Below are 14926 nucleotides of genomic sequence, written 5' to 3'. Positions count from 1 at the left end.
CTATCTTGCTAGACTAATCATACAAAGAGCTTTAATATGGGATTATTAGTAAGGTTGCTTGTATATATCATTTATCATTACTTCAAATGCACTGTTTAAATAACTTACACTAGCGAGTACAGTTTTACTTGATGTATCGCTTAATATTGTCGAGCTTATAGTTTAAAAGTGAAGTCTAGGTAATTTATTAGATATTATTGACCTTAATTAAATTATTTTGTTACCCGCAAATGACCTTGCACTATTTTGGCTGCTACTGCTTTACTAATTTTAATCAAGTAAACATGAAGTAACATAGAGTTCTAAAATACTAGTAAAGTTTAAGCTAATTAGTGATTAGGGAAATATTGCTTAATAGTAGATATATTGGTTTGTAGCTAAAAGTTGTCATAGTATAATTTAATTATTATATACCTATTTGCATATAGCAATCTATAACAGAGCTGTTAGAGGTTGGATTAGCAAGAAATTGATTAACTATTTGGTTCTGCATTAATAAAAGAACTTTGAAGAAGCAGTAATAAATTTCCTAAACTTTAAATATACTCTTATAGTAACATTAATTAATAAATAAAAATAAAAGTCTAATTAAATTTATTTTTTTGTCAAATCATACAAAGATTTGTAACCGAATCTTTGTATGATTATAAGTTATCGGAAAATTATATATTGATCAAAATAACTCAAAATAACCTAATTATATTAGTAAGTTATTTTTTTTGACTAATCTAAAATAACTTACTTTGCAGCTAGATTAGTATAATGCGTTGTGTGGGTTGCTAAACACAATAATAGAAAAATTAGAAATTTATCTTGTTGTTTTGTTGTAATCAACTTATGATAAAATAATTTTTTAAGATAATATTATTTTTAATAGTTCAGAATAGCAGTATCTATTCTTGTTAATCTTAATTATTTAGATGTAATGATTTTAAAGATTCATTACACATAATTTTTATGCATATTAATTAATGCTCATTATTATACTACAGTAATATGATGAATATTTTAGGAATTTTAAAGCAATGTACTAATTAATTTCTGATGCTTCACTTAATGTTTTGTTTTGCTAATTCTGTTAGAATAATTTTCTTTATTAAACTAATATTAAATATTATATGACTGGCGGATTGTATAGCATCCCCATCACCGCACCATTTTTGGATTGTTTGGTAGCAGGGATATGGGAAAGGGTTAATGGCAATCTTATTGAGTTAACCGATGTACAGGTAGTGCTACCGAGTCGTATCGCAGTACGTGCAACTGCGAAAGCCTTCTTGCGTTTAGTACCAACTCCTGCAGTATTGCTGCCAAAATTATCTACTATAGCAGATGAACAGGAATATTTATCGAATTGCGAGGTAATCCCTAAAAGTGATGAAGTTTACGCTCTAGAAATACTTCCAGCAGTACCTAACTTGCAGCGTAATTTAGAATTGATGCGTCTAATAATAGGTTTTTTTGATACATATGTTAGTAGTGATGTTTCGCATACTCCAGAACAAGCTTATCTTCTAGCCACAAAGTTAGCTAACCTGATCGACGAAATACAAACGCATGAATTATGCTTTGCCTCGCTAAAGGACCTTGTTCCAAATTTGTATGCCGGCTCTTGGGATAAGACTCTTGCATTGCTAACAGTTGTGGTGGAAGGTTGGTATACACGGTTGAAGGCATTATCAGCGATTGATCCAATGGTTCGACGAGGTGCTTTAATAAGAGCTAAAGCTGCGCACCTGCTTGCTAAAAAACCTAGAAGTTTGGTTATCCTAGCTGGATTTACCGATTTAATTCCTGCTACTGCCGAATTAATGAAAGCTGTATTAACTTTGCCTAACGGTGCAATTGTACTACCTGGTTTGGATATTTATAGTGATCAATTGACCTGGAGTGCCATTGCCAATGACCCATCCCATCCACAGCATGGTATGAATAAACTTATAAACGCACTAGGTATTACTCGTGCTAATGTCCAGTACTGGACATCTTCGCTTAGTATTACCGGACGTGATCGGTTAATCCATGAGATTATGCGACCTGCTGTTACTACTGACGTTTGGTGTAGTCTTTTTACTGCTGTTGCAGCACCTAAGCCAGTTGATTTTGAGAAAATTATTAAAATAGATGTATCTTCTTCGCGCGAAGAGGCTGAGATCATCGCATTACTTATGCGAGAAGTGCTGGAGCAGCCTGACAAGAATGCTGCACTTGTTACTAATGATCGTGATCTTGCTCGTCGAGTTTCGAATGAACTAGATCGTTGGCAAATCAACCAGGAAGATAATGAAAAAATAGCAATTAAAGATTGCGGTGGTTTTCTATTGTCTAATAGCGTACCAGCAATATTTATGCGCCTCGTGGTTCGAGCAGCAATAGATTGTGCTCCAGTAGCTTTGTTATCGCTACTTAAACACCAGTTAAGTAATTGTGGGCTAACGCCAGAACGCTTAGAGTGGATAGTTAGACTCATTGATCGCGAAGTCTTGCGTGGGCCTCGTCCTCCAGCTGGATTGGCTGGATTATTAAAAGCGATTGAGGCGATAATTCCATCAAGAACGATTAATCAGGCTGCTGCTGATTTGTTGCTTTATTTTTGTCAGTGGTTGGCTAAGGCGCTTGGACCACTTGAAATCGCTTTATCCCGTCCTGCGATATTACTAATTGATATTATGAATGTGCATTTGCGTACAGCGGAGATGTTTGCAACATCCCATGATGCTCATGGGAGTTTACGATTATGGGCTGGGGAGGATGGCGCGGTTATAGCTCAACTGTTTAGAGAATTTATCGCAGCTGCTGCTAATGTTTATCCGATTGCTGGGAAGGATTGGCCAGGATTATTTAATGCGTTGCTAGAAAAACGAGTTGTTAAGCACTACTATAATATGAATGCAAGATTGCATATTTTAGGCTTACCAGAGGCTAGGCTGCAGACCTTTGATCGACTGATTTTGGGCGGGCTCAACGAAGGTAATTGTCCGTCAAAGCCAGAATCAGACCCATGGATAAGCCGTCTCATGCGTCGAAATTTTGGTTTGCCGGATCTTAATTTGAGTATTGGTAAAACGGCTCATGATATAGCTATGGCTATGGGAAGTCAAGAGATATTTCTTACTCGTTCTCAAAGAAATAGCGGCAATCCTACTATTCCTTCGCGCTGGCTGTTACGTCTTGATACTGTTGCTCGTGTGCTAAATAGCGAGGAAAAATTAACATTTTGGCAAAAATTACCATCTTACGGCTATAATTTGCTTGACATGCCTAAAGTTTTTGATCCTGGGCGCCGACCAGAGCCTCGACCGCGCTTGAGTCAACGGCCGCGCCGTTTGCCTATAACTCAAATTAATACTTGGTTACGCGATCCGTATTCTATTTATGCTCGTTATATTTTAAATTTGCGTAAGCTGGATCCGCTTGATATGAAGCTTGGAGCTGCTGAGTACGGCAAGGCCATTCATGCGGCTTTAGGTGATTTTGTGCGCGATTATCCTCGCACTTTGCCACCTCAAGCAAATAAAATTTTAATTGCATACGGCAAGCGCAGTTTTGCTGCTTATGCAAATAGGCTTAGTGTCTGGGCTTTTTGGTGGCCATGTTTTAAGCGAGTAGCAAGCTGGTTCGTAAAAGTTGAACGGGAGCGAAGAAAGTCGCTTAATTATTCCGCTATTGAGCTTAAGGGTACCATTGCTGTACCTGCTCCAGGTGGACTTTTCGAACTTTTTGGTACTGCTGATCGTATTGATAAGCGCAAGGATGGTAGCTATTCAATTGTTGATTATAAGAGTGGATTAAACCCAACATTAAGCGATTTGAAGACTGGTTGGGCATCGCAACTTCCTTTGGAGGCCATGATCTTACTCGCCGGAGGATTCTCTGATATTTTAGCTGCAGATATTTCTTCATTGGAGTACTGGAGAGTTGGATTGGGCAATCAATCTGGTAAAATCGATCTTGTGGACAAGATTGTACCTAGTTTGATTAGTGAAGCGCGTAGTGGTTTAGAGTCATTGATTGCTACCTTTGATGAGGAAAAGACTCCTTATTGTCCTGCTCCTCATTCGCATTACAATTTACGCTTTAGGGATTATGAACATTTAGCGCGTGTTGGTGATTGGTAGTATCATGGACAACGATTAAAGATGATTGCCTTTGGATTCTTTTAGCATAGTTAAAAAAGCTCTTCGTAATCAGCAAGAAGCTACTGACCCATCTACTTCTGTTTGGGTAGCTGCTTCGGCTGGCTCTGGTAAAACCAAAGTATTAATCGATCGGTTGCTAAAACTTTTGTTGCTCGGTTGCGAACCGCAGGGTTTGCTTTGTTTGACATTTAGTACGGCTGCTGCGACAGAAATATCTACACGCTTATTGCGAATCCTTTCTAAATGGACATCAATTAGCACTGATGCTTTAAGGACAGAATTGGAGGGGTTGGATAACCAAACAGCTTCCCAGGATCGTATAGATAAAGCAAGGCGTTTGTTTGCCAAGGTGCTAGACACACCTGGTGGTTTAAATATTAAAACAATACACGCATTCGCTCATTCTTTGTTACTTCGCTTTCCACTAGAGTCTGGTGTAACACCAGATTTTCATCTTGCCAACGATCGAACGGCAGCATCTATGCTGGATGATGCACAGCGCTTGGTACTGGAAATAGCGTGTAGTGGAACTGATAGTGATTTAGCCAGAGCTTTAGCTATAATAGCCGAGCGAGCTACTGAGCAGACTGTAAGTGATCTGTTAAAGACTATGCTGCTTCAGCGTGTACGGTTAATGCATTCATTAGAGGCAGTAGGTGGTATCGAAGCAATCATCGCTAATTTACATCATACCCTCGGAACTAATCCGGCGGATACTGACTTAAGTATTCGGCGAAATGCCAGCAAAGACAACGCCTTTGTGCGCAAGGCCTTGTATGATTCTGCACGAGCTTTAGCGGGCGGAAGTAAAACTGATATTAAGCGTGCGAATACACTATTCGCTTGGCTTGCTCTACCGAATACCAATGCAAGGGCATTGGGTTGGGATGATTATAAGCAAACTTTTCTGACACACGATGGTAGTATCCTGTCCAGATTTGCCACTAAAAAAATTCAGAATAAAACACCTAATCTAGTCGATAATCTAGCCATTGAAGCAAAACGTATTTTAGCAGTTGAGGAGATGCGTAAGGCGCTAGACACAGCTTTACGATCAGCTGCATTGATTCATTTATCTGTTGCTGTAATTACTGCTTATGAGACCGCTAAATCGCGTTCCGGATTGCTTGATTTTGAGGATTTAGTAGAACATTTACGTCGTTTACTTACTATTCAGGGAGAAGCTGCTTGGACCCTATTTAAGTTAGATAACCATTTGGAACATATATTAATTGATGAAGCTCAAGACACTAGTTCAGCACAATGGGAAATAGTGCGTGCGTTGGCAGATGAGGTATTTCTTAGTGGAGAGAATAGTGTAATAGATAAAAAGTCTGAGCGCTTGAGTACCATATTTGTAGTAGGGGATGCGAAGCAGTCGATATATAGCTTTCAGGGCGCTGATCCAGTGGAGTTTAGGAATGCAAGATCATATTTAGCTGAACGAGCAAAAACAGTCAATAAGGCTTTTCGTGATGTGGAAATGAATATATCATTTCGTTCTACAGCTTCTGTACTAAAGGCAGTAGATGCCGTTTTTGGCTGTGATAACATAAATCATGGAGTAGAAGATGTCGTTGCTGGTGTTAAGACTAAGATCACGCATCAAACTAGTCGTATTGGGCAGGTAGGAAGAGTTGAGATTTGGCCATTGATTGAAGCAACAGAAAAGGAAAAACCTAATTGCTGGTCACCATTATCATCCATTACTCTTACGGAAGATAATGCTGTTAAGCGCTTAACTCAGATTATTGTTCAACGCATCGCTAATTGGCTCAATTCGGGAGAGTTATTAGAAGCAAAAAACCGCCCTATTCGTCCAGGTGATATCATGATACTAGTTCGTCGACGAGGTACTTTTATGACGGAATTAGTTCGTGCTTTTAAGTTTACTGGGATCCCAGTGGGGGGTGTTGATCGCATGGTGTTAACTGAGCATATGGCGGTACGTGATTTAATAGCTTTGGGTGAGCTAATGTTGCTACCTGATGATGATTTGACTCTAGCTTGTGTTCTGAAAGGTCCGCTTATAGGGCTGAAAGAAGAGGATTTGCTGGATCTTGCTTATGGACGCCAAGAGAAGCGCTTATGGGCAGAGCTGTGGCGTGTAGCAAATAAAAATATCGTTTTTGATCAGGCAGCTAAAAAACTTGCTAGTTGGTCGATTATGGCAAAGCACCTGCAACCTCATGATTTTTATCAGCAACTTTTGTCAACTGAAGGTATTCGTGAGCGCTTAATCTCTCGATACGGAGTTGAGTGTAATGATGCGATTGATGAATTTTTGGGTCATGCTTTAGATGACGAACAGGATAACCCACCATCTTTACAAAACTTTCTGCATATGATTACGACTAGTCAATATGAAGTAAAACGCCAATTAAATAGTGCCGAAGTTAATCAGGTGCGAGTAATGACCGTTCATGGCGCTAAGGGTCTTCAGGCTCCAATTGTTATATTGCCAGATACAGTTCGTCTACCACAGTTACGCAACAGCATAATTTGGCACCATAGTGGCATAGATATGCCACTATGGCTGTCATCTAATTCTAGCGCCGATAGTGTTTCTTTTGCTGCGCGTGCAAGGACACAAGCGCTAATGGAAGCAGAATACTATCGCTTGCTCTATGTCGCGATGACTCGAGCTGAAGATTGGCTGATCTTCTACGGTTCGAAGGGAAAGTACGATAAAATTGAAAAAAGTTGGTTTGGCCAAGTTTGTTGGGCTATGCGTTCCATTTCTGAGCAGAAAGAAGACGGTAGCTTAATATTCATTTCCGGAGAGAAATCAAATATATCTCAATCGAGTGTAGTTAATCCATATCATTATCCTAAATTATTACCTTCTTGGGCGCGTGTTAGTGTAATTGCTCCAGGCAAAACAGTTAGGTTGCGTTCTGTTGCTCCATCTCATGCTTTGGTTAATAATAATATTGTTAATTCACCTTTACACAAGAATGGATCAGATCACCTCAAGCGAGGTGTATTATTACACCGCTTGCTTCAATTGCTTCCTGATTTAGAGCCCCAATATCGTCGTGCAGCAGGTCTTGCTTTAATTGGCAAACATATCGATACTAATGGTAATAAAATGGATGATTGGTTGGAAGAAGTATTATTGGTTCTTAATCATCCAGAATTTGCTCCCGTGTTTGCTTTTAATTCTCGAGCAGAAGTGCCAATTATTGGACAAGTAAATGGACCAAATGGTTTGCAAACCATTTCTGGCGTAATTGATCGGCTAGTCGTATGCGAAGAATGTATACTTATTGTTGATTACAAAAGTAATCGATTGCCACCAATGTCTATTAATTCTGTAGAAGAATCATACTTGCAGCAGATGGCAGCCTATAGAACATTAGTATCTTCTTTATATCCTGGTCGGTTAGTACGTTGCGCATTTCTTTGGACAAGTAGGCCTTATCTAATGCCCATACCTGATGATTGTCTTCAAAGCAATTATGATGTAATATAATCATAATTGCTAACTTCTATTCTCTTTTTCGGCAGAAAGCAACATTTATTGATTATTAAATATCTTAATTATCTTTAATTTTTTATTCTACTAATCTTGCAATCTATTAAAAATGCTCTTGTACAATTTTAGTCTAAGGACTAAGAAACATTGCTAAGTTTGTTACTCTAGTATTATTGATATCGTTAATTATTACGTCTTTACTTTAAAAAGGTAATAACTGGTACTTAGTATTTCTAGTGTAAAACTTGCTATATAGCATAGAACAAATCTATATTTTATAATGTGAAAAGATTATGTGATCTGGCATATAACAAAAAAAAGAAATTAGTTTATTTTAGAGGCCTGTATTGAAATGTTTAAATAATTTTTCTCACAAAATTACTTTTCTATATGTAAAAGTAAGATACAATTTTATTATGTTATGCTCATAAGCAATAATAAAAAAATTATTAGATTGATTTTTGTAAAATACTAAATCTTGAAAAATAATTGTCAGTCGAGGAGCGATAGCTATTACTTCTTTTTTTTAAGGCGTCATCGCATTTTGATTTATCCTTTAACTAAATATTCGATAAGCGATTAAATCTATAGTGTTGTTCTCTACTTTAATATATTTGATTTATATTAGATGATATCTTTTTTTATCGTAGCAGAAGTCGGGAGCGAAGGATTTGGTTATATACTCAATAGAATTGTTAGCATATTGATGCGTTTAATAATTATCAATCTTATAGTTATTTGCGAAATAAATGGTAAGCTTTAATAAGCTTAATCCAATTAAGACTAATATTTTACCTATATTGTTAATAAAATAGTTCTAACAACAATCAGCGAATTTTGCATATGCGCATCTAAATAATTAAAGATAAAATTATACAATAAAATTTTTATTTTTATGTACTTTTACTGTATTAATTTCTATTCGTTGTATATTGCTACTAATAATTTTACGAGAAAATGGTTAACTAGTGATATAAGGATTCACAATTTTTCACTATTAAGATAGTCACAGAGCATTATAGTCTAATATCAGCGAAGAACAAACGATATGAAAATAGCACATTGTACTATAAGTAATTTTTACTTATGTTATCGCGTATTATCGATTTCAAACTTCATATACTGCAGCGAATATACCTTAGTTTGGGATTATTAATTTGCACTTTGGTATATTTTAATAACATTAGTATCTTAATATAAACGTGTGCCATGAACTATCTTATGAATCTTTCTAACTTATTGCTTCTTTACTGCAACAATAAATGAGGATTGCCGTATTGTGATAAATTTAGATCTATCAGATAATAGTTGTTTTAGTATGTTTGCGGCAAGTACTATAAAGGAAACTGCTATTCTGGTAAATATTTTTCTTTTTAGAGGTAATATTGCATTCATCAAATTTATTTGCTTTCACAGCTGCATTTAAGAAACATAGAACCCAGACGCACATTGCGAGCTTTTAGTACTTTAAAATCGTAACCTGTCACTTTGTTAATTATCTATTACAAAAGAGACAAGCAGTAATATTGTTTGAAACAATTGTGCATAAAAATTGTTTCAATGAATTAACTTATTGTCATATAACTTGGCAATTTGACTGCAATAAATTGCTTTGTGATATTAATTTTAGCTTATCAAAGCTAAAAGCATCCAAAAAATTCTGTATTTATCAGATAAACTTGACTTACCTCTTTTAAGCCAAGGGTAAATCTTAAAATATTTCATCCAGCTGTTGATCTATTGCTGAATTAGTAGTTGTGCTTTAATTGATAGCTAATCAATACACAAATACTAATTCTTAGTAATTCTACTATTGTATGTTAGACAATTTAAGCATATGCTATTTGGGAATATAGTAATATATATTGAAAGATATATATAAACCAGTTAGTGTTAAGCTATTATCCATCAAATAATTTTAGTAATTAATTCTCACTTATTCGACTATTCTGAGTTTAGTAATATCATTGCTAGATGGAGGAATAAAGTTATATTAAATTCATTAATAACTAGTGCCTATTATCACAGATCCTCTATAATGATTATATCAAAAAATGCGATACCTTATAATAATAAGTCAACATATCCTATTTTAGTGATCTATGACCTTGCCGAAGCAAGGTGCTTGCTGTGTTGTCTAAAAACAACAAGACATACTTTCAAAAATCGCTTCAACTAATGTTTATCTTTTCACGAAGCAGCTTACCTGTCTTGAAAAAAGGTATGCATTTACTTGCAACACTTACGGATTTACCTGTACGTGGGTTACGTCCTACGCGTGCTTCACGATGCTTAATAGAAAACGCACCAAACCCACGTAATTCAACACGGTCACCACGTATCAACGCTTCTGTGATTTTTTCAAACACAGTGGAAACCACAGATTCAACATCTCGTTGAAACAAATGCGGATTTGTTTCAACGAGTCGAAGGATCAATTCAGATTTAGTCATAATTTAGAACCTCTGCTAGGTTTCGTATAAATCTTAAACAGACCTAATATCTTATCACCTTCATAGAACTTATCTCACTAGAAATAGCAGTAAATATAAGTTTTTTGCTAAAAAATTTATTTGTTATATAACCGTTTAGTAGTAAAAACACTAAAATAATCCAGTTACAAAATACAATTAGCTTAATTTGTAAGCTACTTAACTCAATTTTAGTCATCATTTGTCTTTTTACTTTCTTCGCGTTGATTTAACGCAGCACCCAAAATATCCCCAAGACTAGCACCGCTATCAGATGACCCATATTCTTGCATAGCTTTTTTCTCCTCTTCAACTTCGCGTGCTTTAATGGATAGCAAAACCCTACGTGTCTTGTTATCAATACTGATCACCTTAGCATCAACTTTTTCATCAACGGCAAAACGATCAGAGCGCTGTTCGAAACGATCGCGGGATAGATCTGACTTGCGTATGAAGCCGCTCATACCGTTACCTAAACTAACTTCAATGCCAATATCAGCAATCTTAGTGACTACACAGGTTAGGACCGCTCCTTTACGAGTACTAGTAGAACCGAGCTCAAAAGGATCAACTATTAATTGCTTAATACCAAGAGAAATACGTTCTTTTTCGACGTCAATATCTAGAACCTTTGCGCGAACTATATCACCCTTATTGTAATTTTGGATGGCTTCTTCGCCAGGAGTATTCCAATCGATATCAGAAAGATGTACCATGCCATCGATTTCGCCAGGAAGGCCAATAAATAAACCAAATTCAGTAATGTTTTTTACTTCTCCATTAAGTTCTGCACCCGAAGGATATTTATTCATAAATTCTTCCCAGGGATTACCAAGACATTGTTTTAAACCAAGAGAGATACGACGTTTTTGGGGATCAAGATCCAATATCATTACCTCAACCTCTTGAGATGTTGAAACAATCTTGCCGGGATGAAAATTCTTCTTGGTCCAGCTCATTTCAGATACATGAACTAAACCCTCGATACCCGGCTGAAGTTCAACGAAAGCACCGTAATCAGTGATGTTAGTGACACGGCCAGCAAATTTTGCTCCGACAAGATAACGCATTTCAACATCTTCCCAAGGATCGACTTCGAGCTGCTTCATACCTAGAGAAATACGCTGTGTTTCTGGATTGAAACGAATCACTTGCACTTTTACAGTTTGACCGATCTGTAGGGCTTCATTAGGATGATTAATACGACGCCAAGCAATATCAGTCACATGCAGTAGGCCATCAACACCGCCTAAGTCAACAAAAGCACCGTAGTCGGTTATATTTTTAACCACTCCTTGAAGAATCATACCTTCCTTAAGCGAAGCAACTAATTCACTTCTTGCCTCTGCACGACTCTCTTCAAGAACAGCACGACGGGAGACTACAATGTTACCACGGCGACGATCCATTTTAAGAATCTGAAATGGTTGAGGAGTACCTATTAACGGGCCAATATCACGCACAGGACGTATATCCACTTGACTACCAGGCAAAAACGCCATAGCGCCAGATAAGTCAACGGTAAAACCGCCTTTGACGCGTGAAAAGATTATACCTGTAACTCGTTCGCTACTATTAAATGCACGCTCTAAAGCAGCCCATGCTTCTTCACGACGTGCCTTGTCCCGACTCAGTATTGTCTCACCATTATTGTTTTCTAAGCGCTCAACATAAACTTCAACCTCATCACCAACGTTTAACTTAACATCATGGCCAGAAGAAGCGAATTCTTTCAATGCCACAAGCCCTTCAGATTTAAGCCCCACATCAATCAGTGCATATTCATTCTCCAAACTAACTACTTTACCTTTAACTACACTTCCCTCAATCGAGGGTATATGACCGAACGACTCCTCTAACATGGATTCAAATTCGTCTGCGTAAGCGGCCTCTGCCATTAGTTCTCCTCAGAAAATACGTAGACGTATAAATAACAACAAATACAACCTTAGTACCACAACAAAATAGCTAAAGATTGTAATGTCATAAGTATTGGATCTTTGGTATAAAATCGCTCCTTTCCAAGAAGATTAAAATGTCTTATTACGGAGTAATAAGACATTTTGGCTTATATCAGTATAGATGAAAATTTATCAGTATAGATGAAAATTTCTATAAAACCTCTCTCTAAACATAAAGCTTTTTTAAAAAAAACTATACCAGCTATTTATTAATTAAAAGCTTTGGCATACTAAATTTTCCTTTTGCTACCTCAGATATAACAGTTAAAGCAATACGAAAAACATCCAGCGGTTTAAGGTCGGAAGTATCAATTTCAATTGCATCATCTGCTTTACGCATTGGAGCACTAATTCTATGCTTATCTTGCTCGTCACGCGCTTTAATTTCAGCCAAAACCTTAGCATATATACTGACCTGATCTCGGTCTAGCAACTCCTGATGTCTGCGAAGAGCGCGCACCTCTAACAATGCTGTAACAAACAACTTCACATCAGCTTCCGGTGCTATCACTGTAGTAACATCACGACCATCTAAAATAGCACCAGGAGAACGATGCGCAAATTTTTGCTGAAATTCCAGCAAAGCTTCACGCACAGCCGGAATTTTAGCAATCTTAGAAGAAGCTAACGCTATTTCGCTAGTACGTAAATTATCGTCATCAATAATATCAACTGCTACAGACTCCACGGTAGCTTTTATAACTGTTGGATCATCAAGAGCACCACCATTCTTTATAAGATAGAGAGCAGCTGCTCGATATAGTGTACCTGTGTCTAAATAGGGATATCCTAAATAAGCTGCCAGTGATCTCGAAAGAGTACCTTTACCAGCTCCTGCTGGTCCATCAATAGCAATGATCATCGATATATGATTGATGCACCGGCTTTATTCATGAGTTTACTAAAGCCGGGAAAAGAGTTAATAATTCCCGTTACGGCATTGATAACGATCGCATCTATTGAGACCATGCCCAGTACGAGAAAAGCTAGGATAATATGATCGTCAATATCAACCGATATCGTTGCGCCACCAGCTACACCATTACTAGTCCCTATCACTTTCAGATCAGCACCATCTATTTCAATCCGAACGCCAGCTGCAATCAAATCATCAATAGTATCAATTAGCCGGTTGCGTTCCTTTATTTTCATTCTAGAGACAAGTCCTCGCATAATAGTCACCCCATCAGCGCAAGCGGCAGCAATTATAAAAATAGGATATTCATCGATCATTGATAGAGCTTGCTCTTGTGGTACTTCTATACCCTTTAACGGTGAATGACGCACGACTAAATCAGCGGTTGGCTCACCGCATTTAATACGCCTGTTAAGCAGCTGAATATCAGCCCCCATTTCTTGTAAAGTCTCGAATAAATAAAAACGTAGCGGATTAATACTTACATTAGGCAATAATACCTCAGAATCTTCTATCAATAAAGCAGCAACTGCTGGGAAAATGGCTGAGGAAGGATTGGCAGGTATTATGATCTGACGTCCAGTCAGCTCTGCTTCACCAAACACTGAGACACAACGACCTGCTTCTGTGTTTTTTATGTTAATTTCAGCGCCAAAATAATGCAGCATGTTTTCAGTATGATCATAGGTTTTTACTGATTCAATCAAGGTAGTCTCGCCCGGAGCCGCTATGCTTGCGATAAGGATAGCGGGTTTAATTGAAACAGAAGAAGATGTTATGAGATAGCTAATCGGTACCAATGTTTCAGGACCAGTTACCGCAATTGGTAGAGTAAATTCTTTGTGTGCAATAACTTTAACTCCCATATTTTCCAAGGGCTCCACGATTTGAGATAGCGATTGATACTGGAAAGATTCATTACTAGTAAAAAAAGTAGTTATCGGTTGACCCACTGCAGCACCTATCAGCAATTGCACAATAGAACTGGTATTATCGCAACGAATCACATCTGCTGGCTCATCTAAACCACCTACTCCACGGCCTACAACTCTCCAATAAACACTTTTGTCCATTTGCTCAACTGTAACACCGAAGGATTGCATCGCTTTAGCGGTTGCAAGCACCTCATCGCTTTCTAGCAAACCTTCGATTATGGTTTCACCTATCGATAAGCTTCCTAAAATTAGAGAAAGTTGAGAAATCAAATTATCGCCAGGAACGTTTATTCTTCCAGCTAATGAGCGAGAACGCGATGAAATCAGTCGCTTAGACACAAAGGGTTCCATATCAGATGATGTTAAGTGATTATCTGAATGAATCATGCTTCTCCATTTATTGAGGAAATTTTTAGGTAATACAAAAAAACAATATGTCAATTAATTGCTGTTTATTATCCGACTATGATATATTAAAATTAACAATAAATATATGCTTAGTAGAAAATTATCTTACATTTCGTAAAACCCTCAATGCTGAAGAATATAAGAATATTTAGTATGTCATGTCAAATGGCACAAATATCTAAAATATTGTTTTTAATTTAAAGTATCAACTATATACTATATTAACTATATTAATTTTTATTATAGTTTAAGTACTAGCATATCATAATAAGAAGATTAAAGCATATCATATAAGGAGATTAAATTTACTATGGTATTACAAATTTAATCGTAAACAGTTAAATGTTGATCTTTTAGTTAATGTTCTTAATTTAAATCTTTTAATTATTCCAGACTTCCTAGAATATTATATTCTAGAGCTTTAGCAAATATCTTTTTGTCTATTGATCAGCCAATGTTTAGGTTTGATTTATTTGTCAAAGCTAATTTATAGAGCAGATGCAATCAAGCTGGCCTACAAGATCATTCAATTTTATAGGAAGCATCTAAATTTTAATCATGTCTAAAAGTATACAAATATAATTCTTCTACAAACAGACACTAAGACGATTAGGTTAT

The 14926-nt window shown here is 36.8% G+C and carries 6 protein-coding genes; 2 read left to right on the top strand and 4 right to left on the bottom strand.

From position 1 onward, the window contains the following. The first annotated feature begins 1118 nt into the window (after positions 1–1118). On the top strand, positions 1119–4118 hold the full coding sequence (gene addB / locus P856_RS03770) for a double-strand break repair protein AddB (RefSeq protein ID WP_025300836.1): 3000 nt from the start codon (positions 1119–1121) through the stop codon (positions 4116–4118). 31 nt (positions 4119–4149) lie between these two features. Beyond that, on the top strand, positions 4150–7614 hold the full coding sequence (addA, locus tag P856_RS03765; protein ID WP_158380577.1) for a double-strand break repair helicase AddA: 3465 nt from the start codon (positions 4150–4152) through the stop codon (positions 7612–7614). Between the two features lie 2174 nt (positions 7615–9788). On the opposite strand, the gene ihfB is transcribed toward addA, so the two are convergent. The 4 genes from ihfB to P856_RS03745 form a co-directional block, all read right to left on the bottom strand. After that, positions 9789–10070 (bottom strand): integration host factor subunit beta, encoded by a 282-nt coding sequence (gene ihfB / locus P856_RS03760; protein WP_025300834.1) that lies wholly within the window; start codon positions 10068–10070, stop codon positions 9789–9791. A gap of 209 nt (positions 10071–10279) precedes the next feature. After that, the gene (rpsA, locus tag P856_RS03755) at positions 10280–11986 is read right to left on the bottom strand and encodes a 30S ribosomal protein S1 (RefSeq protein ID WP_025300833.1); all 1707 of its coding nucleotides are present in this window, start codon (positions 11984–11986) and stop codon (positions 10280–10282) included. A gap of 265 nt (positions 11987–12251) precedes the next feature. Then, a complete protein-coding gene (gene cmk / locus P856_RS03750) occupies positions 12252–12911 on the bottom strand; it encodes a (d)CMP kinase (protein WP_025300832.1) in 660 nt (219 codons plus the stop codon). After that, complete coding sequence (locus P856_RS03745; RefSeq protein ID WP_227028667.1) at positions 12908–14287, bottom strand: 3-phosphoshikimate 1-carboxyvinyltransferase; 1380 nt, start codon at positions 14285–14287, stop codon at positions 12908–12910. Before P856_RS03745 ends, cmk begins: the two co-directional genes overlap by 4 nt. Between the last annotated feature and the right edge of the window lie 639 nt (positions 14288–14926).

This window comes from Candidatus Endolissoclinum faulkneri L5 (assembly GCF_000510265.1).
GTDB lineage: Bacteria > Pseudomonadota > Alphaproteobacteria > Thalassobaculales > Thalassobaculaceae > Thalassobaculum > Thalassobaculum faulkneri_A.
The sequence above is the reverse complement of the archived record's forward strand: the minus strand, read 5'-3'. Positions and strand labels throughout refer to the sequence as shown.

Coding starts and splice junctions, on each gene's coding strand:
- rpsA (WP_025300833.1), bottom strand. CDS start 11,986: ATGGCAGAGGCCGCTTACGCAGACGAATTTGAATCCATGTTAGAGGAG.
- P856_RS03745 (WP_227028667.1), bottom strand. CDS start 14,287: ATGATTCATTCAGATAATCACTTAACATCATCTGATATGGAACCCTTT.
- cmk (WP_025300832.1), bottom strand. CDS start 12,911: ATGATCATTGCTATTGATGGACCAGCAGGAGCTGGTAAAGGTACTCTT.
- addB (WP_025300836.1), top strand. CDS start 1,119: ATGACTGGCGGATTGTATAGCATCCCCATCACCGCACCATTTTTGGAT.
- ihfB (WP_025300834.1), bottom strand. CDS start 10,070: ATGACTAAATCTGAATTGATCCTTCGACTCGTTGAAACAAATCCGCAT.